Origin of the sequence: Pseudoclavibacter sp. 13-3, from assembly GCF_021168475.1 — a bacterium.
GTDB lineage: Bacteria > Actinomycetota > Actinomycetes > Actinomycetales > Microbacteriaceae > Pseudoclavibacter_A.
The window spans coordinates 457982-477077 of record NZ_JAJOZT010000001.1; the positions used below are offsets into that span (position 1 = coordinate 457982).

The 19096-nt window shown below is 64.2% G+C and carries 18 protein-coding genes, 3 tRNA genes and 1 pseudogene; 12 read left to right on the forward strand and 10 right to left on the reverse strand.

Annotation, left to right across the window (positions count from 1 at the left end):
- Window positions 1–20: 20 nt before the first annotated feature.
- Window positions 21–94 (forward strand) — tRNA-Gly (locus tag LRX77_RS01985).
- Window positions 95–262: 168 nt separating this feature from the next.
- Here LRX77_RS01985 and LRX77_RS01990 read toward each other — a convergent pair.
- Window positions 263–820, reverse strand: a complete 558-nt coding sequence (locus LRX77_RS01990; RefSeq protein WP_231831175.1) for a hypothetical protein — start codon at window positions 818–820, stop codon at window positions 263–265.
- A gap of 237 nt (window positions 821–1057) precedes the next feature.
- On the opposite strand from LRX77_RS01990, the gene LRX77_RS01995 reads away from it, so the two are divergent.
- Entirely contained in the window at window positions 1058–1555 is a 498-nt protein-coding gene (locus LRX77_RS01995; protein ID WP_231831176.1) for a hypothetical protein, read from the forward strand.
- A 78-nt stretch (window positions 1556–1633) separates the two neighbouring features.
- Here the strand turns inward: LRX77_RS01995 and LRX77_RS02000 are convergent, their stop codons facing one another.
- A complete protein-coding gene (locus tag LRX77_RS02000; protein WP_231831177.1) occupies window positions 1634–1828 on the reverse strand; it encodes a hypothetical protein in 195 nt (64 codons plus the stop codon).
- 204 nt (window positions 1829–2032) lie between these two features.
- On the opposite strand from LRX77_RS02000, the gene LRX77_RS02005 reads away from it, so the two are divergent.
- Entirely contained in the window at window positions 2033–2524 is a 492-nt protein-coding gene (locus tag LRX77_RS02005; protein WP_231831178.1) for a Dps family protein, read from the forward strand.
- A gap of 185 nt (window positions 2525–2709) precedes the next feature.
- Here LRX77_RS02005 and LRX77_RS02010 read toward each other — a convergent pair whose 3' ends face one another.
- Window positions 2710–3186: a ribose-5-phosphate isomerase gene (locus LRX77_RS02010; protein WP_231831179.1), complete on the reverse strand. Its 477-nt coding sequence runs from the start codon at window positions 3184–3186 to the stop codon at window positions 2710–2712.
- A 190-nt stretch (window positions 3187–3376) separates the two neighbouring features.
- On the opposite strand from LRX77_RS02010, the gene pepN reads away from it, so the two are divergent.
- The 3 genes from pepN to LRX77_RS02025 are packed head-to-tail and all read left to right on the forward strand — an operon-like array spanning window position 3377 to window position 7579.
- Window positions 3377–5959: an aminopeptidase N gene (gene pepN / locus LRX77_RS02015; protein ID WP_231831180.1), complete on the forward strand. Its 2583-nt coding sequence runs from the start codon at window positions 3377–3379 to the stop codon at window positions 5957–5959.
- Entirely contained in the window at window positions 5956–7206 is a 1251-nt protein-coding gene (locus LRX77_RS02020) for a mechanosensitive ion channel family protein (protein ID WP_231831181.1), read from the forward strand. The genes pepN and LRX77_RS02020 overlap by 4 nt, the downstream gene beginning before the upstream one ends.
- Entirely contained in the window at window positions 7199–7579 is a 381-nt protein-coding gene (locus LRX77_RS02025; protein WP_231831182.1) for a globin, read from the forward strand. The genes LRX77_RS02020 and LRX77_RS02025 overlap by 8 nt, the downstream gene beginning before the upstream one ends.
- 31 nt (window positions 7580–7610) lie before the next feature.
- On the opposite strand, the gene LRX77_RS02030 is transcribed toward LRX77_RS02025, so the two are convergent.
- Window positions 7611–8396, reverse strand: a complete 786-nt coding sequence (locus LRX77_RS02030; protein WP_231831183.1) for a hypothetical protein — start codon at window positions 8394–8396, stop codon at window positions 7611–7613.
- 228 nt (window positions 8397–8624) lie between these two features.
- Here LRX77_RS02030 and LRX77_RS02035 point away from each other — a divergent pair, with 228 nt between their 5' ends.
- Window positions 8625–9560: an acyl-CoA thioesterase gene (locus LRX77_RS02035; protein ID WP_231831184.1), complete on the forward strand. Its 936-nt coding sequence runs from the start codon at window positions 8625–8627 to the stop codon at window positions 9558–9560.
- Window positions 9561–9678: 118 nt separating this feature from the next.
- Here LRX77_RS02035 and ettA read toward each other — a convergent pair whose 3' ends face one another.
- The 5 genes from ettA to LRX77_RS02060 all read right to left on the reverse strand — a co-directional run bounded on the left by ettA (window position 9679) and on the right by LRX77_RS02060 (window position 14718).
- The gene (gene ettA, locus LRX77_RS02040; RefSeq protein ID WP_231831185.1) at window positions 9679–11361 is read right to left on the reverse strand and encodes an energy-dependent translational throttle protein EttA; all 1683 of its coding nucleotides are present in this window, start codon (window positions 11359–11361) and stop codon (window positions 9679–9681) included.
- Between the two features lie 102 nt (window positions 11362–11463).
- The gene (locus LRX77_RS02045; RefSeq protein WP_231831186.1) at window positions 11464–11970 is read right to left on the reverse strand and encodes a DUF6993 domain-containing protein; all 507 of its coding nucleotides are present in this window, start codon (window positions 11968–11970) and stop codon (window positions 11464–11466) included.
- On the reverse strand, window positions 11967–12542 hold the full coding sequence (locus LRX77_RS02050) for a single-stranded DNA-binding protein (RefSeq protein WP_231831187.1): 576 nt from the start codon (window positions 12540–12542) through the stop codon (window positions 11967–11969). Before LRX77_RS02050 ends, LRX77_RS02045 begins: the two co-directional genes overlap by 4 nt.
- Window positions 12543–12680: 138 nt before the next feature.
- The gene (gene msrA / locus LRX77_RS02055) at window positions 12681–13205 is read right to left on the reverse strand and encodes a peptide-methionine (S)-S-oxide reductase MsrA (RefSeq protein WP_231831188.1); all 525 of its coding nucleotides are present in this window, start codon (window positions 13203–13205) and stop codon (window positions 12681–12683) included.
- A 4-nt stretch (window positions 13206–13209) separates the two neighbouring features.
- Window positions 13210–14718, reverse strand: a complete 1509-nt coding sequence (locus LRX77_RS02060) for an NCS2 family permease (RefSeq protein WP_231831189.1) — start codon at window positions 14716–14718, stop codon at window positions 13210–13212.
- Window positions 14719–14802: 84 nt separating this feature from the next.
- Between LRX77_RS02060 and serA the strand changes: the two are divergent.
- From serA to LRX77_RS02085, 5 genes and pseudogenes are all read left to right on the forward strand, one after another.
- Window positions 14803–16017 (forward strand): annotated as a pseudogene (gene serA / locus LRX77_RS02065) (phosphoglycerate dehydrogenase); the annotation flags it as partial.
- 84 nt (window positions 16018–16101) lie between these two features.
- A tRNA-Arg gene (locus tag LRX77_RS02070) sits at window positions 16102–16174 on the forward strand.
- A 22-nt stretch (window positions 16175–16196) separates the two neighbouring features.
- Complete coding sequence (orn, locus tag LRX77_RS02075; protein ID WP_331716123.1) at window positions 16197–16823, forward strand: oligoribonuclease; 627 nt, start codon at window positions 16197–16199, stop codon at window positions 16821–16823.
- Between the two features lie 38 nt (window positions 16824–16861).
- Window positions 16862–16937, forward strand: a tRNA-His gene (locus LRX77_RS02080).
- Window positions 16938–17245: 308 nt separating this feature from the next.
- Window positions 17246–18358, forward strand: coding sequence for a type I restriction endonuclease (locus tag LRX77_RS02085; RefSeq protein WP_231831191.1), 1113 nt, complete (start codon window positions 17246–17248; stop codon window positions 18356–18358).
- 83 nt (window positions 18359–18441) lie between these two features.
- Here LRX77_RS02085 and LRX77_RS02090 read toward each other — a convergent pair whose 3' ends face one another.
- Window positions 18442–19041 (reverse strand): O-methyltransferase, encoded by a 600-nt coding sequence (locus tag LRX77_RS02090; RefSeq protein WP_231831192.1) that lies wholly within the window; start codon window positions 19039–19041, stop codon window positions 18442–18444.
- Window positions 19042–19096 lie beyond the last annotated feature (55 nt).

Here is a 19096-nt window from a genome sequence, read left to right on the forward strand (position 1 = left end):
TCACGTTGTCGTTGAGACATGCGGGCGTAGCTCAATGGTAGAGCCCCAGTCTTCCAAACTGGCTACGCGGGTTCGATTCCCGTCGCCCGCTCCACAGAGAACACAGCTCAGAAGCCTTCTCGCCCCCACGGCGAGAGGGCTTCTCTCGTCTCGTGGCGCCGCCCTATCCGGGTCCTGTCCAGGGCTGCACCCACCAGACAAGGCCCCGCAAGAGCCCGAGACAGGTCTCAGATCTTTGGCCACCGACTGCTGACAGTCGCTCTTAGTCGACGCGCACCGTCACGTAGGCGTCGGGCCGAAGCCTCGGATTCGGATACCACTCCCGCATCCGATCCCCTGTCAGGTAATCGCCGACTCCGATGAGCAGCACGCTGAAGACGATCTGTTCGATCGTCATCCACAGCGGATAGAGCCCGGGGACCGCTGCGATGGCCAGGGTCACCACCGGAAAGATCTGACTGAACAGGCGCAGGCGCCAGTACGCCCACCAGTAGCCGCGCCGTGCCGCCCACGCGAAGCCGAACAGGGTCAGAGTCATCAGCAGCACCACCGTGCCGCGAAACCATGAGGCGGGCGTCACCAAACCGTCCGCATGACGAAAGAAGAACGCCACCACGAGCGTCGCGATGCCCACGACCACCTCGAGCGACAGCAGCACGGCGATCGACCGCCAGACACGCCGGGCACCGGGCACCGGAGCGGCCAGCCGCAAGGCCGCGTTCGACCCGCCGATCAGCCGCGAGCTCAGCACCCGGTCGACCCGAGAGAGTGTCTGCGACGGCTGGCGCGCCGAGGTCGTCGCCTCAGAGGAGAATTGCATGACCGCAGTGTACGAAGGACTGACCGACAACTCCAGATGGTGAAGATGAGGATGCCCTTCAGCGACTGAGAACGCCGAGCGTTCGCACTGCCGGCTGTGTTCGTTCGCGCCGCGTGGTCCAACCTGCCCAGGTCTCCATGACATCATGGTTCGTTCGAGATGCAGCACCGTGTGCACGAAGAGGCTCGAGTCTGCAGAGTGCCCGGGGCCTGAGCCCACGACGATTGGAGACAGCCCGTGAATCTCACACGCATCACCATCGCATGGACCGCCTTGACCGTGGCGATGACCGCGATGCTGTTCACCATGCGCGCAGCCGGAATGCCTGCACCTGTGGTTCTGATCTGGGCCGAGGCATTCCTGGCGACTGTGCTCTTCGGCCTGGGGTGCGCTCTGCTGGTGCGCGAGATGCGTCGACCTGCAGATTCTGACACGACAGCACATGCATCGCTCGCCGCAAGGGTGGCTGCCCTCGAGACGAATGAGATGCGCACTGCTCGACTGGTTCGTGCCATCGCTCGTGTCGAGGCCGCACATGACCTGTTTCAATCGTCAGGCAAGGCTCGTGCTCGCGTCGACCTCATCCGCGAGCTCGAACGTCAGCGACGTCTGCGCGCGGATTCCTCGAGACGCACCGACACGACCGAGACGGCGTCATCCGCGCACACCGACTGGGCCGATGGGCTGCCGGCGACGCAGCCGACTGACCCGGGCATGCCCACTTCGGAGTCGTAGAGAGCAGAGATCAGAAAAGAGCTGAGGCCCGGTCGAAACGCCGATCGGGCCCCAGCTCTCTCAAAAGTCGACTGATCGTCAGTCGCGCAGCTCCTCTTTCACGTCATTGCGCGCCTCGACCGACTCCTTCTCAGCCTCGGCCTTCTTGACGTTGGCCTCGGCCTTGACCTCGTCAGCCTTGTCTTTGATGCGATCGACGCCTTCGTGTACGGCGTCGCCGACCTTCTCAGCGCCGGCCTTCAGCGTCTCTTTGGCGTCTTCGAACACTCCCATGAGCCTCTCCTCTACGTCTTGAGATACAGCTTCTGACAGCTCCCACCGTACCCATGTCTTACCCAGAAAGACACTGCAGACGCCGTATTTCTTCATGAGCGAACGGCCTATTCCCACGCGCCTCTTAGCGAAGCCTCAACTGCGTTGACGCTGCCCGAAGACGTGCATATGGTGAAAGCAAGAGTTCGAAAGGAGCCCTCAGAAATGACTACAACAACCGTTGCACCCGTTCAGACATCAGTAACCCCCGACACCGTTTCAGGCGTCGCACAGTTTCTTCAGCCGGTCGTCGTCGAGCTGACCGCGCTCAGCGTCAACGCGAAGCAGCTGCACTGGCACGTGCGCGGCGCCAACTTCGGCCCGATTCACGAGCTGCTCGACGACCTCGTCGCCCATGCTCGCGACTGGGCAGACCTTGCCGCCGAGCGTGTCGTCGCTCTCGGCCTTCCGGTCGACGGCCGCCTGCAGACCGTGTCGCAGCAGACCACGTCGCCGGTGCTCGCCGACGGCTTTCAGCAGTCGCCCGACACCATTGCCGCAGCGATTGCCAACATCGATGCTGCTCTCAAGGTGGTTCACACCGCAGTCGTCGAGCTCGACGGCATCGACCTGTCGAGCCAGGACGTCGCGATCGAGATCGAGCGTGGGCTCGACAAGGATCGCTGGTTCTTCTTCGCACACATCGCCGAGGCGTAATCCAGTCATCTGAGTCATCCCCCACGAACGGAAAGGGGCAGGGCCTTCGGGCTCTGCCCCCTTTTTGTGCGTCGGGAGGCTGTTGCACTGCTGTCTGTCACCGAATCGCAGAAGACAGAAGAGCTGTCCCAGCACGGCGCCGAGCAGGCCGAACGACGACTCGGTTCAGCTGCGGTCAGCGGCGGTCAGCGGCGGTGTGACTCGTAGTCGGCGATCTGCCCGATGCGCCGCACATGGCGCTCATCTGCGCTGAACGGCTCCTGCACGAACCACTCGACCAGCTGCGTCGCCTCGTCGACGCTGTGCTGCCGAGCCCCGACGGCCACGACGTTGGCATCGTTGTGCTCGCGGGCCAGCTTCGCCGTCGCCTCGCTCCAGGCGAGCGCCGCTCGAATGCCCACGACCTTGTTCGCGGCGATCTGCTCGCCATTGCCCGAGCCGCCGATCACGATGCCCAGCGCGAATCGTCCCGCTGAGGTGTCGGCTGCGACGGCCTCGGCCGCGGCGATGCAGAACGCCGGGTAGTCGTCGACCGGGTCGTAGCTCTGCGGCCCGTGGTCGTGCACCTCGTACCCGAGCCCGCTGAAGTGCTCGATGAAGTGATGGCTCAGTTCGAGCCCGGCGTGGTCGGTGGCGATATGCAGAATCGGCAGCTGTGTCATGCCTCCAATCGTAGTGAGTGCGCCGAGCCCTCCGACGCACCCACGCCACAGCTCTCGCCCCACACGCCCCGTGCTCGCACCCGACGAACACCCGCACTCGCCCGTGGCGAACAGCACCACGACGCACAGAGTCCACCCATCCCCTGCGCCTAGACTGATGGCAGATGTCGATTCTCAGGATGGAGAGAAAATGCCCGGATTGAATCTCACCCGCGTCGAAGCCCAGGAACGTGCCGCACTGCTCGAGGTCGACGGCTATGAGGTGGCGCTCGACCTCGCCGGAGCGTCTGAGACCGCCTTCCGCAGCACGACGCGAGTGGTCTTCGACGCCGCCGCAGGAGCATCCACATTCATCGACGCGGTCACCGATCAGGTGCACTCGATCACGTTGAACGGCGCCAGCCTCGCACCCGAAGCGGTGAGCGACGGCCTGCGCATCGAGCTGCCCGACCTGAACGAGCACAACGAGCTCGTCGTCGACGCTGACATGCGCTACTCGATCACCGGCGAGGGCCTGCACCGCTTCGTCGACCCGGTCGACCAAGAGGTCTACCTCTACACCCAGTTCGAGGTGCCCGACGCACGTCGTATGTTCCCCGTCTTCGAGCAGCCCGATCTCAAGGCGTCGTTCACCTTCACCGTGACGGCTCCGGCACACTGGACGGTCGTGTCGAACACACCGGTCGCCTCGTGCGTCGATGCGGCGGATGCTGCCTCGGGCCCGACGAAGACGTGGCGGTTCGACCCCACTCAGCGCATCTCGAGCTACATCACCGCGATCGTCGCAGGCCCGTACCATCACGAGCACTCGTCGCTGATCAGCTCGGACGGCCGCACGATTCCGCTGGGCGTCTACACGCGCGCCTCGCTGGCCGAGCACCTCGACGCCGACTACATCTTCGAGAAGACCCGCGAGGGCTTCGACTTCTTCGAGCACCTCTGGAACGTGCCCTACCCCTTCGAGAAGTACGATCAGCTCTTCGTGCCCGAGTTCAACGCCGGGGCGATGGAGAACGCGGGGGCCGTGACCTTCACCGAGGCCTATGTGTTCCGTTCCAACGTGCCCGACGCCATGCGCGAGCGGCGTGTCGTGACGATCATCCACGAGCTGGCGCACATGTGGTTCGGCGATCTGGTGACGATGCGCTGGTGGAACGATCTGTGGCTCAACGAGTCGTTCGCCGAGTACACCTCGACGCTTGCCGTCGCCGAGGCCACCGAGTGGCATGACGCATGGGCCACGTTCGCCTCGACTGAGAAGGCCTGGGCCTACAGACAGGATCAGCTGCCCTCCACGCATCCGATCCTCGCTGAGATTCGCGACATCGAAGACGTGCAGGTCAACTTCGACGGCATCACCTATGCCAAGGGCGCATCAGTGCTCAAGCAGCTGGTCGCCTATGTCGGCCGCCGCGAGTTCTTCAACGGCATTCACCAGTACCTCGCCAAGCACGCGCACGGCAACACCGAGCTGCAGGATCTTTTCGTCGAGCTCGAGGCCACCAGCGGCCGCGACCTGCAGAACTGGTCGAAGAAATGGCTCGAGACCGCCGGCGTCAACACGCTGCGCAGCGTCGTCGAGACCGATGACGCCGGCGTCATCACCGCCTACCGCATCGAGCAGACCGCGCCCGATTCGCACCCGACACTGCGCCCGCACCGTCTGGGCATCGGGCTCTACGAGCTCACCGGCTCGGGACTCACCCGCGTCGACCGCATCGAGACCGACATCGACGGCGCCAGCACCGAGGTGGCCGCCCTGGTCGGCAAGCACATGCCCGACTTACTGCTGCTCAACGATGACGACCTCACCTATGCCAAAGTGCGCCTCGACGACCGCTCGCAGCACACTGCGCTCGAGCATCTCAAAGACCTGCACGACCCGACCGCTCGGGCGATCGTGTGGAGCGCCCTCTGGGATGCCACCCGCGACACCGAGTTCGCCGCACGCGAGTTCGCGCAGACCGTGCTCGGCAACGTCAGCGCCGAAGACCAGTCGACGACGCTGCGCACCGTGCTCGGTCAGCTGCTGACTGTGACCGGCTCGTACGCCGCTCCCGAGAGCCGCGCCGAGGCTCGTGAGGCTGCCGCGCACGCCGTCTGGCAGCTCGCGCAGAACGCAGAGGCCGGCAGCGACCAGCAGTTCCAGTTCGTGCGCAGCTTCGCGGCCCTCGCAGTCGACACCGACCACTTCGACGTGCTCGAGGCCCTGCGCGGCGGCAACCTCGTGCTGCCCGGTCTGACCATCGACACCGACCTCGACTGGGAGCTGCTCATCGCACTCGTGGCCGCGGGACGGGCCGGCGACCTCCAGATCGATGCGGCCCTCGAGAACGACCACACTGCGACCGGGCTGCTCTCCGCGGCCCGGGCACGCGCGGCCATCCCCGATGCCGACCACAAGCTGCAGACCGCGCATCAGATTCACACCGACGAATCGCTCACCAATCTGACCGTGCGCAACATGGGCTACGGGCTGCAGCGTGCACTCGACACACGTCTGCTCGACGGATTGGTCGACGAGCACTTCACACACCTGCTCAGCGTCTGGAAGGAGCGTTCGTACCACATGGCTGACCAGATCTTCGAGGCGACGTTCCCCGGAGCGCTGGCCGACGAGCGTCTGCGGCAGGCGGCCGTGACGTGGCTGAGCGAGCATGAGGATGCTCCGCAGGCGTTGCGTCGAATCGTGATCGAGAACCTGGACGGAGTCGAACGCGCCCTCAAAGTGCAGCGTCGCGACGCCGAGGCCGGTGCAGAGAGCGCCGCATGATCCTGGCCCAGGTCGACACCCCGGCATGGCTCGCGTCGATATTCGCCTTCTTCGGCAAGTTCTTCAACGAGTGGAGCAAAATCGGCAACATCCTGATGATCATCGTGGTCACTCTGCTGCTGCGATGGGTGCTGCTGCTGATCACGAGGCGCATCGTGCGCGGCATCGTCAGCGGGGTGAAGGGCAAAGAAGACATCACCAAGACGACTGATCTGCTCGTCTCGCCGTTGTCGAAGGCCCGCGTCGTGCAGCGCACGAGAACCATCGGGTCGGTCACCTCGAACGTCATCACCTGGACGCTCCTGGTGATCGCCCTGATCTCGGTGCTCGGCGAACTCGGGTTCAACACGGGTGCACTGGTCACCAGCGCCGGCATTCTCGGTGTCGCCGTCTCATTCGGTGCGCAGAGTCTGGTCAAAGACTTTCTGACCGGCATCTTCATGGTGTTCGAAGACCAGCTGGGCGTCGGCGACATCGTCGACCTCGGCACGGTGAGCGGCACAGTCGAGGCCGTCGGACTGCGCGTCACCAGCGTGCGCGCGGCTGACGGCACCCTCTGGTACGTGCGCAACGGCGAGATCCTCAAAGTCGGCAACCAGTCACAGGGCTGGGGCCGGGCGATCGTGCAGGTCGACCTGCCCACCGACTCCGACTTCGAAGCCGTGCAGGAGCTCATGCTCACCGCCAGCCGCGAGATGATCAAAGAGCGCTATTGGCTGCGCAAGATCGAGGGCAAGCCCGAGCTCTGGGGCATCACGGCGCTGGCCGGCGACACCATGGTCGTGAAGCTGGCCATCAAGACGCGCCCCAGTCAGCAGGACGACGTCGCTCGCGAGCTGCGCCTGCGCATCCTGCGACTGTTCAACCAGTACGACGTGCACACCGCAACCACCTCGACGCTGCGGGCCACAATCGAATCGGACAACCCTCGCGTCAAGGGCCGCACGATCGCCGACCCGCTGCTCACCGGGCGCGGCGAGCAGAAAGAGCCCGTGCACGCGACCACCGCAGAGATCGACGCTGCGACGCGCGGTGTGCCCGAGACGCCCGCCGAGCGGCGCAAGGCGAAGGCCCGTCTGCGCAAGAAGCGCAAGGCGGCTGCGCAGCGCAGCGCCCAGCATCCCCAGCCGCAGCATCCGCAGCAGCACGATGTGACGCCCGATGCCCGGCGCAAGCGCACCGATGACGACTGGCAGCAGCCCCGACGCGAGCGTTCCTCTGACGAGAAAGACTCCAACCATGGCTGAGACGGTCTACGACGAAGTCGGCGGACAGGAGTTCTTCGAGCGCCTCGCCCACGCGTTCTACCTGCGCATTCGCGAAGACGAGGTGCTCGCACCAATGTATCCGGCCGATGACTTCGCCGGTGCCGAGCGCCGCCTGGCGCTCTTTCTGACGCAGTACTGGGGCGGGCCCACGACGTACAGCCAGGAGCGCGGTCACCCCCGCCTGCGCATGCGGCACATGCCGTTCAAGGTGAATCCGGATGCTCGGGATCGCTGGAAGCGCTGCATGGCGGCCGCGTTGGATGAAGTCGCGCCCTCCCCCGCCGCACGCACCATGATGTGGGACTACTTCGACCGTGCGGCACAGGCGATGGTGAACACCTTCGAGCAGTAGCCCGACCAGCTCGTCGGGTGTGCACACGAAGTCAGAGGCTGCTGGGCAGACGCACGATCGCATCGCCGAACGGCGCCGCGGCACGCTGCCACATCCCGTTCTGAAAGAGATGCACGGTGTGGCTCTGGGAGTGCCGAGCCGGCTGCGCGGAGATCGACGGCTGCGACGGGAGGAATCCGAACGCGTCGAGCGTGAACGCGAGGCCCTGGGTCAGGCCGGCCAGAGCATCCGCAGCACGACCCCAGACGCGCCCCCGCAGCTCGTGCACGGCCAGCTCTCCGGCGACCTCGGGCACCCCCTTCGCGATCTCGTCGATGCCGGCGCGCGCCGCCGCGCGCACCTGCTCGACCGACACCTCGGCGACGCGCTGCCAACCAGTTCGCGGCGGGGTCACCGCCGCCCAGACCTCATGCACCTCGACCGGCGGTGTGCGCAGCGTGGTGTCGGCCTCGCGGCCCATGCGCACGAGTCGGTCGCTGAGGGCCTGCGCCTGCACGACGTACTGCAACCGGGCGGGCTGCGCCAGAGGCAGCACTTTGACGCCGAGCAGCGTGGGTGCCGCGTCGGTCAGGCCGGCTCCGAAGAGCGGTGATGCGGTGGCGACCAGGGCTCGTTCGTGTGCCGAGAGCCACACCGCGGCCTGATCGTCGAGACGCCTGGCGCGCGCGACGAACTGTGCCAGGTCGGCGACGGCGTGAGCGTCGAGCAGGTGCAGACGATCTGTTGCGGGCGCATCGCGCCGCCCAAGCAGGCTCGAGATGTCGAAGTCTGCCTGCGGGTCTGAGTCGGGTGCTGAGTCTGAAACGCCGAATGCCATGCCGACAACTTATACCAGGGGCGGCAGCCGTGGTCAGAGCAGGGGTGCGGCCGTGCTTATAATCCGAGAGTGCGGCCTTCGTCGTGAGCCTGCTCGCGTCGGCGCGCTGCGCGACCGGCAGTGCCGGCGCATCCGCCGTCAGATCTCGGCCGCACGCTCTGCCCGTCTCACGGGCTCTGCGCTTCATCTGCTACGTCCGCTTCGTCCGCTGTCACAGAGGAGTCACCAATGGCCGCTGACCGGTCTTACACGCTCGACGACATCGAGCCAGTTCGGCACATCGAAGACGTGCTGCGCCTCGAAGAGGTCGCTGCCGCGCATCCGGGAGAGCAGGGCTTTCGCGGACCCTCGCACTGGATGCCGACCGGGCGCGTGTTCGGCGGGCAGATTCTGTCGCAGGCGCTCACCGCGGCGAATCGCACAGTGCCCGACGGCAGGTTCGTGCACTCGCTGCACGCCTATTTTCTGCGCAGCGGAGACATCGAGCTGCCGGTCGACTTCTCGGTCGAGACGCTGCGCGACGGGCGCTCGTTCAGCCAGCGCCGGGTGCAGGCGTATCAGCACGGCGAGCCGATTCTGTCGCTGATCACCTCGTTTCAGACGGTGGATGCCGGGCTGCAGCATGAGATTCGGCCGCCGGCCGGCATTCCGGGTCCCGATGAGCTGCCCACGACCGAGCAGACTCTGCAGGGTGCTCCCGAGGCTTTTCGGCGATACTTCACCGACTACCGTGCGTTCAAGATGCGCCACTACCCGTCGCCGATCTATGTGAACGTGCCGAAAGAGGATGAGGACATTCCCTTTCAGGCCGTGTGGATCAAGACCCGGGAGGCATTGGGCGACGACCCTGCGCTGCACGCTGCGGCGCTGGCGTACGCGAGCGACTACACGACGTTCGAGCCGATTCTGCGGCGACATGGGATTCCCTGGGCGTACCCGGGGCTGAACACGGCGAGCCTCGATCACGCGATGTGGTTTCATCGGCAGGCCCGGGCTGACGAATGGGTGCTCTATGTGCAGGAGTCGCCGACCGCCCAGGGCGGCCGCGGGCTCACTGAGGGACGCATGTTCACGCAGGGCGGCGACCTGATCGCAACGGTGGCTCAAGAGGGGCTCGTACGGCTGCCGCAGTTCAGGCCAGAGAACTTCACGAAGGCTGAGTAGCGGCCTGCCGGCACTCCCCGACCGACAGACGGAAAGGGCTCTGCTCTACGATCTTGTGAGATCGAGAGCAGAGCCCTTTCGACAGTGCAGCGGGCCAGGCGCAGGCTGACCGAGCGAATCAGTCGCGCGTGAGCTTGCGGTAGGTCACGCGGTGCGGGCGCGCAGCATCTTCACCGAGGCGCTCGACCTTGTTCTTCTCGTACGCATCGAAGTTGCCCTCGAACCAGTACCACTTGGCCGGGTTCTCGTCGTCGCCCTCATACGCGAGAATGTGCGTGGCGATTCGGTCGAGGAACCACCGATCGTGGGTGATGACCACGGCACAGCCGGGAAAGTCGAGCAGTGCGTTCTCGAGGCTGGACAGGGTCTCGACATCGAGGTCGTTGGTCGGCTCATCGAGCAGCAGCAGGTTGCCGCCCTGCTTCAGGGTCAGCGCAAGGTTCAGCCGGTTGCGCTCACCGCCCGAGAGCACTCCCGCGGGCTTCTGCTGATCGGGGCCTTTGAACCCGAACGCCGACACATATGCGCGGCTGGGCATCTCGACCTGGCCGACATGGATGTAGTCGAGCCCGTCTGAGACGACCTCCCAGACATTCTTCTTGGGGTCGATGCCCTCACGACCCTGGTCGACATACGAGATCTTGACCGTCTCGCCGACCTTGAGGTTGCCGCCGTCGAGCTTCTCCTGCCCCACGATCGTCTTGAACAGGGTCGACTTGCCGACGCCGTTCGGGCCGATGATGCCGACGATGCCGTTGCGCGGCAGCGTGAACGAGAGGTCGTCAATCAGCACACGACCGCCAAAGCCCTTGTGCAGATGCTCTGCCTCAAGCACGATGTCGCCAAGGCGCGGACCCGGCGGAATCTGGATCTCTTCGAAGTCGAGCTTCTTGGTCTTCTCAGCCTCGTTGGCCATCTCTTCATAGCGAGCAAGACGAGCCTTGCTCTTGGCCTGCCGCCCCTTCGGGTTCGTGCGCACCCAGTCGAGCTCGTCTTCGAGACGTTTCGCCAGCTTGGCATCCTTGCGGCCCTGCACCTCGAGACGATCTTTCTTCTTCTCAAGATAGGTCGAGTAGTTGCCCTCATACGGGTAGGCGCGACCACGGTCGAGCTCGAGAATCCACTCGGCGACGTGATCGAGGAAGTATCGGTCGTGGGTGACCGCGAGCACGGCGCCCGGGTACGAATGCAGGTGCTGCTCGAGCCAGAGCACGCTCTCGGCGTCGAGGTGGTTCGTGGGCTCGTCGAGCAGCAGCAGGTCGGGCTTCTTCAGCAGCAGCTGGCAGAGCGCCACGCGACGACGTTCACCGCCCGAGAGGTTCTTCACGATGGCATCAGACGGAGGCAGTCGCAGCGCATCCATCGCCTGCTCCAGCTGCGAGTCGAGATCCCAGGCGTCGGCCGCATCGATGTCTTCTTGCAGCTTGCCCATCTCTTCGAGCAGGGCGTCGTAGTCGGCGTCAGGGCTGGCCAGCTCTTCGCTGATCTGATTGAACCGATCGACTTTGCCTTTGAGCTCGCCAACCCCCTGCTGCACGTTCTCGAGCACGGTGAGGTCGTCATCGAGTTCGGGCTCCTGCTGCAGAATGCCGACTGAGAAGCCCGGCGTGAGCCGTGCCTCGCCGTTGCTCGGCGTATCGAGCCCGGCCATGATCTTGAGCACGCTCGACTTGCCGGCGCCGTTGGGGCCCACCACGCCGATCTTCGCGCCCGGCAGGAACGCCAGGGTGACGTCGTCGAGGATGACCTTGTCGCCATGCGCCTTTCGGGCGCGCACCATCTGGTAAATGTATTCAGCCATGCGCACCAGTCTATGGGGTGAAAACGACTTCTCGGCGCTGCCGCGCGCCGCATTCTGCGGTTCCGCTGCAGGCGGAAGGCGCGTACGGCGACTCCCCCTGCGCTACGTCAGCGGCACGGTGCTGCCGACAAGACAGGCGCCATTGATCGGCTCGGCCACAACAGCTTCGAACCGACCGCGATGGTACTGCCCGACCAGGCACTGCTCTTTGATCTTGACCGAGATCGACAGGCTGTCTGCGTCGAGATCTTTCGGCGTGTGATCAGGGGTGACCTGCATCTGGTCGCTCGTGACCCCGACCGAGTGCACGGCGTCGACGACCGACTGCGTCGTCGGCACCTTGTCGTCTTTCGTGAGCGGCTGCAGCAGCGCCTGGAATGCCGGCAGATTCTGCTCGGCCGTGCCGCCGGGCGCCCAGGCCGCAGCGCTCGGAGCCGGCGCTGGCGTCGACGGGCCTGGGCCGTCGTCGGTCTGCGCGCAGGCTGCGAGCGCAACCACCGTCAGCAGACCCGTGAGGGCTCCGGCGACGGTCGAGCCGAATCGGGCAGCACCTGCCGATCGACGGGGCGAAGACGACTGACGACGAGAGCAGGCGGTGCGAATGGTCACCCGCCCAGCGTAGCCGCCGCTGGTTCGCTTTGCATGCCCGGCTCGTTCCAGCCTTCGGGCTGCGCAGATGCGTCACCCCAGTTGCCGCCCTGATCTTCAAGCCCACCTCGGGGCGCCGAGTCGGCAGGAGCGCCCGCCGTCGACTCGGCGACGTCTTCTGCCGCTGCCGCCTCGCCAGACGCGTCTTCGCGCCGCAGGCTGGCCGGCGGCTGGCGCTCGGGCTTCGTCAGCGCGCTGATGCCCCACGCCAGATCGTGCCCCATGTTGTCGGCCACGATCTCGACCGTGGTGCCCGAGCGCTCCTCGTTCTGCCACTGCTTCACACGCAGCCTGCCCTGCACCAGCACGTGATGCCCCTTGAACAGACTCTGCTGGGCATGCGTGGCCAGCTGGCGAAACGCGGTCACGGTGAACCAGTTCGTGTCGCCGTCGACCCACCGGCCCTCTTTCTGGTCGAAGCGGCGCTGGTTCGACGCCAGGCGAAACGAGGTGATGGGTTTGCCGTCACGCGTGAAGTTCGTCTGCGGCTCAGTGGCGACCAGGCCGTTGACTGCGATGGTGTCGATGCTCATGGCGGGCTCCTTCAGGATGCGACCCGACCCCGGTGGTCGAGTTCCTGCTGTCAGCATCGCCAGTCGTCGCCGCCGTCGCAGCCCGGTGCGCCCGAGTGTGCACAACTCCGACGGCAGCGCCCGGCTGTGCGCATCTCATCAGTCAGCGAACAGGTCGCCGAACCGACGGCGCACTTTGGCCGCCTTCGGCGGAATGACCGCCTGGCAGTACCCCTGCCCCGGGTTCTTCGCGAAGAAGTCCTGGTGGTAGTCCTCCGCCGGCCAGAACACGCCGAGTGGCTCGATCGTCGTCACGATCGGCGCGTCCCACCATTTCTGGGCACGCTGGATCGCACGCTCGAAGGTCTCACGCTGGGCGGCATCCGCCGGGAACATCGCCGAGCGGTACTGCGTGCCGACGTCGTTGCCCTGCCGATTCAGCGACGTCGGGTCGTGCAGCGTGAAGAACACGTCGAGCAGCGTGCCGACAGGCAGCTGCTGCTCGTCGAAGACCATTCTGACCGCTTCGGCATGACCGGTCGTCCCGGTGCACACCAGCTCATAGGTCGGGTGCTCGACGCTGCCGCCGGCATACCCGCTGATCACGTCTTCAACGCCACGCAGATGACGGAAGACCGAGTCGAGACACCAGAAGCATCCCCCGGCGACCACGATCTCAGCCATGCGGTCAGCCTCCGATCAGCGCCTGCAGCGGGCCGCGGGCGAAGTAGACGGCGAAACCGAGCGAGACCACCCACAGCAGCGGCGAGATGTGACGCGCCTTGCCCGAGATCGACCGCACCAGCACCCAGCTGATGAACCCGACGCCGATGCCGTTGGCGATCGAGTAGGTCAGCGGCATCACCGTGATGGTCAGAAACACCGGCAGCGCGGCCGAGTATTCGGTCCAGTCGATGTCTTTGATCTGCGACACCATCAGCGAGCCGACGGCGACCAGCGCGGCCGAGGCGACCTCAGCGGGCACGATCGTGGTCAGCGGGCTGAAGAACATCGCCAGCAGAAAGAGCGCACCGGTGACCACCGAGGCCAGGCCGGTTCGCGCGCCTTCTCCCACACCGGCCGCAGAATCGACGAACACGGTGTTGGCCGAGCCCGAGGTGACACCGCCGGCCGCGACGGCGACACCCTCCATGACCATCGCCGACTTGAGCCGGGGAAAGTTGCCCTTCTCATCGGCCAGGCCGCCCGCCTTCGCGAGGCCGGTCATCGTTCCCATCGCATCGAAGAAGCTGGTGAAGAACAAGGTGAAGATCAGCATGATCGACGACAGGTAGCCGATACGAGCGAACGCACCGAAGTCGAAGTTGCCGACCAGGCTCAGGTCAGGCAGTGAGAACAGGCTGCTGGGCAGCTGCGGCACGCTGAGCCCCCAGCCGCCGGGATTGTCAACCGAGCTGCCGAGGTGCAGCACCGCCTCGAGAATCATGGCGACGATGGTCGAGGCGACGATGCCGATCAGCAGCGCGCCCTTGACCTTTCGAGCCATCAGCACGCCGATGATGATCAGCGACACCACGAACATGACGACCGGCCAGGTGTGCACCGAGCCAGCCTCGCCCAGCTGCACTGGGGGCGAGTTGAATCCCGTCGACCGCACCAGCCCCGAATCGACGAAGCCGATGAACGCGATGAACAGGCCGATGCCGACCGTGATTGCCGTCTTCAGCTGCTGCGGAATCGACTCGAAGATCATCGTGCGCAGCCCGGTGAGCGACAGAATCGTGATGACGATGCCGTTGATCACGACCAGGCCCATGGCCTCGGGCCAGGTGACCTCGCCGACCACACTCACGGCGAGGAACGAGTTCACGCCGAGTCCCGCGGCCAGCCCGAACGGCAGGTTCGCGACGAATCCGAAGAGAATGGTCATCACGCCGGCGGTCAGCGCCGTGACCGCCGCGACCTGGTTGTTGGGCAGAAAACCGCCCGCGACATCCACAGCTGCCTGGTCGGGCGAGAACCCGCCGATGATCAGGGGGTTCAGAATGACGATGTAGGCCATCGCCACGAAGCTGACGAGACCGCCGCGCACCTCGGTGCCGACGGTCGAGCCGCGTTTCGCGACGTGGAAGACACGTTCGACCCACGCAGGATGCGACGGCGGCTGGGTCTGGGCCGTCGCGGCTGCCGTGGCTGATTTCGGTGCGGTGTCTGGATGCTGTTGAGAGCCTGACAAGGGCGTTCGCTTTCGTCGGTGGAGAGGAATGCCTCATTCTAGCGCGCATAGCCCGGTCACAGGTTCACAAGCGAACGCGCCGAGAGCTACCATGAAGAGGTGCAGAAAGCCCTACTTCTCGAGAACATCCATCCGCTTGCCGTCTCAAATCTGAAGGCCCGAGGCTTCGAGGTCGCCACCGTCGGTGGTGCACTCGACGAAGACGAGCTCATCTCGCAGCTCGCCGATGTCTCGGTGCTCGGCATTCGATCGAAGACCCATGTCACCGATCGTGTGCTCGCCAATGCCCCGCAGCTCGAAGCAGTGGGTGCGTTCAGCATCGGCACCAACCAGATCGATCTGCCCGCCGCCGCCGAGCGCGGCATCGCCGTATTCAACGCGCCGTACTCGAACACCCGCTCGGTCGTCGAGCTCGTCATCGGCGAGCTGATCATGCTCGTGCGCCACATTCCCGAGAAAGACCGCATGGCTCACCGCGGCATCTGGGACAAGGCCGCGACCGGCTCGCACGAGGTGCGTCACCGCACCCTGGGCATCATCGGCTACGGCAACATCGGCGCCCAGCTCTCGGTCGTCGCCGAGGCCCTCGGCATGAAGGTCGTCTTCTACGACCTCGAAGAGAAGCTCGCGATGGGCAACGCCGAACGGCGCCACACCCTGAACGAGCTGCTCGAAGAGAGCGACGTCGTGACCCTGCACGTCGACGGCCGCAAGTCGAACACCAACTTCTTCGGCCCCGAGCAGTTCGCCGCCATGAAAGACGGCGCGATGTTCATCAACAACTCTCGCGGCCACGTGGTCGACATCGAGGCCCTCTACAACGCGGTCAAGAGCGGCCACGTCGGCGGTGCGGCCATCGACGTGTACCCCGCAGAGCCCAAGAAGCGCGGCGACGCCTTCGAGACCAAGCTGGCCGAGTTCGACAACGTCATCCTCACTCCGCACATCGGCGGTTCGACCGAAGAGGCCCAGCGCAACATCGGCCGCTTCGTCTCGGGCAAGCTCATCGACTACATCAAGCACGGCGACACCAGCCTGAGCGTCAACCTGCCGGTGCTGACGCTGCCCTGGACCGACGGCATCCACCGCATCGCCCACATTCACCGCAACATTCCGGGCGTGCTCGCGAAGGTGAACAACACGCTCAGCGATCTCGGCGTGAACATCGATAGCCAGGTGCTCGCCACTCGCGGCCAGATCGGCTATGCGGTGACCGACGTGAACGCCTGGGTTGAGGAATCGGTGCTCGATGTGCTGCGCGACATGGATGAGACCATTCGCCTGCGCATCATGGGCTGACTTCGACACCTCAGCCGCCCAAACGAACGCCCGCAGTCTCGGCGCCCGACGGTGTATCATCGTTGGGTGCCGACTGCGGTGCCTCTCCCCGTAGCTCAGTGGACAGAGCAGAGGGTTTCTACCCCTTGTGTCGCGGGTTCAAATCCTGCCGGGGAGACTCAGAATCACTTGGAGGCCTTGTGCCACACGGCAAGAACATCATCTGGATCGACTGCGAGATGACCGGGCTCGACCTGCATCGAGACGCCCTGATCGAGATCGCCGTGATCGCGACTGACGAGAATCTCAACGTGTGCGACGCGGGCATCGATCTGATCATCAAGCCGTCGGCGGATGCTCTGGCCGGCATGAATGACTTCGTGCGGAACATGCACACCGAGTCGGGCCTGCTCGACGAACTCGATGACGGGATCTCGCTGGCCGAGGCCAACGATCAGGTGATGGCGTATGTGAAGCAGCACGCACCGCGGCCACAGGCGAACCCGCTGGCCGGCAACTCGATCGGCACCGACCGCGGGTTTCTGGCCCGCGATCTGCCCGAGCTCGACGAGCACCTCAGCTATCGCAACATCGACGTATCGAGCCTCAAAGAGCTCGCTCGACGGTGGTTTCCGCGAGCGTACTACCACTCCCCTGAAAAGCATGGCGGGCACCGCGCGATGGCCGACATCATCGAGTCGATTCGCGAGCTCGACTACTACCGGCGCACCTTCATCGTGGCCGAGCCCGGCCCGACGAGCGCCGAAGCGACGGCCGCATGCGAGGCCTCTGAAACCCGATTCGCGTCGCTGCTGCAAAACCAGTAAGATAAAACGCGCTGCGTTCGAGCGATCGAGTGCACATGGTGGCTATAGCTCAGTTGGTAGAGCGCCGGCTTGTGGTGCCGGATGTCGCGGGTTCAAGTCCCGTTAGCCACCCCACAGGCAGTGGGTTCTCCGCTGATCCACTTTCATACGGCTACAGCGTGACACAACTGGTTCGTTTTCCGAGCTGATACCCCAGTGCAATGGACAGACACTGCTGGCTTACACCCAACGCATGACCCAAGTACACGGGTTTCTCTCGTCTTTGCTCATTCTCGCCTTTCAGACGCGCACCGGATTGCGCCCCCCCATGCAGACAAGGGAAACTCCTGAAGCACTCCAGTGTGAGTGCGCGTCGATGTCGTTTGGTCTAGGTCTTGCGCCATACGCTGAGGGAAATTGCCGCTGTCCAATGAGGGGGAAACGTGCCCGAGATCACCGAGCGTTTGAATAGTCTGGCCACGAAGGTCGATAAGCAGCGAAATGCCATCGAGACCGAAGAGGCCACGAAGAACGCATTCGTGATGCCCTTTATCTCACTCGTGTTGGGGTACGACGTCTTCAATCCCAACGAAGTCGTGCCTGAGTACACCGCAGACATCGGCACGAAGAAGGGCGAGAAGATCGACTATGCGATCATCAAAGATGATGTCGTGCAGATTCTCGTCGAGTGCAAGAAGATCGGCGAAGATCTCAACATCAACCATGCCTCACAGCTATTTCGATACTTCGCCGTCACGAATGCACGCATCGCCATCCTGACCAACGGCGATGAGTACAAGTTCTTCACTGATCTCGAGAAGCCCAACCGAATGGACGAGAAGCCCTTCCTCCGGTTCCAGGTTTCCGATCTCGATCCCGTCGTCATCCCCGAGCTCAACAAACTCACCAAAGAGGTCTTCGACCTCGACTCTGTCTTGAACGCAGCTGAAGAGCTCAAGTACGTCGGTGAGCTCAAGCGCGCCCTGGCCACTCAGTTCAAAGCTCCCGATGACGACTGGATCAAAATGGTCGCTTCGCGCGTGTACGACGGATCCTTCACTCAGAAGGTACGCGACCTGTTCTCTGGTCTGGTACCGAAGGCCATGAAACAGTTCTTGGCAGACCAAGTCAACGACCGGCTCAAGGCTGCTTTGGGCAGCCAGGCGTACCAGGCCGAATCCGATGACGCATCGGTCTCCGGACCCACGGCCAGCGCCAACGTGGCTCAGGCCAGTGTGGATCATCCTGACGAGAAGTCGGATAAAGGCATCGAGACCACTTTGGAAGAGATCGAGGCCTATCAGATCGTGCGGGCCATCGTCTGCAGCGAAGTCTCGCCAGCACGCATCGCCCAGCGCGACACCAAGTCCTACTTCGGGATCCTGCTCGACGACAACAACCGCAAACCCATAGCACGTCTCCACTTCAACACTGGGAAGAAGTACATCGGGCTCTTCGACGCTGAGAAGAACGAGACTCGCGAGGCGATCGAGACCCTTGACGAGATCTACAAGTTCGCGGATCAGCTCAGAGCCACCGCGCACTTCTACGACTGATTCCCAGCGTAATCTGCTTCAGTGCACAGGGCTCGAGCCTCAGCTTGGGTTCTGTGCATTGTCTCAGATCGAAGCCCCTGCTCTTACTGGATGTCAGCACCGCCGACGACGACCAAGAGAAGCCCGGCTCCAATCGGCACAATCGATTCAGTCGCTCTGTCGTCTGCCTGAATCAGTTCCCGAAACTCAACGACCTGATCCGCATGCGAAAGCACATTATCGACTACGAGCAGGCCCTGCGGACGAAGCGTGCGTACAAGATCTGGCCAATATGCGGGGTACTGCGATCGTTCGGCGTCAAGAAAGATCAGGTCCCATTCGGCATCGCGAGATTTACGCAGAGCTTGTCTGGCATCCTCATTGCGCAGCTCGACTCGTTCACACAACCCCGCCCGGTCAAGGTTCTGTGCAGCCTGCGCGCTTCGGTCCGCATCAAGTTCCACACTGATCAGCCGCCCGTTCGCCAGACGGACGGCGTCGGCCAACCAGAGCGTCGAGTACCCGTTCGAAGTGCCGAGCTCCAACACGTTGCGCGCGCCCGTCGCGCGAACAAGCAGTGATAACAGCGCTGCTGACTCTGGTTCCAGATTGCGCAACCGATCCAACCGGTCCGGCTGGCCAGCGTCATATGCGACACCTTGCGCATGAAGTTTCTGGAGCATTGCGGTCAGCTTCTCGTCCATGAGACACCCTTCGTTGTTCCCGTCAGTGGGTCTTGCAGCGAGCCTACTGGTCTTG

Bases quoted from the DNA above. Each gene is read 5' to 3' on its own strand.
- LRX77_RS01990 (WP_231831175.1), bottom strand. From the start codon at position 820: ATGCAATTCTCCTCTGAGGCGACGACCTCGGCGCGCCAGCCGTCGCAG.
- LRX77_RS02000 (WP_231831177.1), bottom strand. From the start codon at position 1,828: ATGGGAGTGTTCGAAGACGCCAAAGAGACGCTGAAGGCCGGCGCTGAG.
- LRX77_RS02005 (WP_231831178.1), top strand. From the start codon at position 2,033: ATGACTACAACAACCGTTGCACCCGTTCAGACATCAGTAACCCCCGAC.
- LRX77_RS02010 (WP_231831179.1), bottom strand. From the start codon at position 3,186: ATGACACAGCTGCCGATTCTGCATATCGCCACCGACCACGCCGGGCTC.
- pepN (WP_231831180.1), top strand. From the start codon at position 3,377: ATGCCCGGATTGAATCTCACCCGCGTCGAAGCCCAGGAACGTGCCGCA.
- LRX77_RS02020 (WP_231831181.1), top strand. From the start codon at position 5,956: ATGATCCTGGCCCAGGTCGACACCCCGGCATGGCTCGCGTCGATATTC.
- LRX77_RS02025 (WP_231831182.1), top strand. From the start codon at position 7,199: ATGGCTGAGACGGTCTACGACGAAGTCGGCGGACAGGAGTTCTTCGAG.
- LRX77_RS02030 (WP_231831183.1), bottom strand. From the start codon at position 8,396: ATGGCATTCGGCGTTTCAGACTCAGCACCCGACTCAGACCCGCAGGCA.
- LRX77_RS02035 (WP_231831184.1), top strand. From the start codon at position 8,625: ATGGCCGCTGACCGGTCTTACACGCTCGACGACATCGAGCCAGTTCGG.
- ettA (WP_231831185.1), bottom strand. From the start codon at position 11,361: ATGGCTGAATACATTTACCAGATGGTGCGCGCCCGAAAGGCGCATGGC.
- LRX77_RS02050 (WP_231831187.1), bottom strand. From the start codon at position 12,542: ATGAGCATCGACACCATCGCAGTCAACGGCCTGGTCGCCACTGAGCCG.
- msrA (WP_231831188.1), bottom strand. From the start codon at position 13,205: ATGGCTGAGATCGTGGTCGCCGGGGGATGCTTCTGGTGTCTCGACTCG.
- LRX77_RS02090 (WP_231831192.1), bottom strand. From the start codon at position 19,041: ATGGACGAGAAGCTGACCGCAATGCTCCAGAAACTTCATGCGCAAGGT.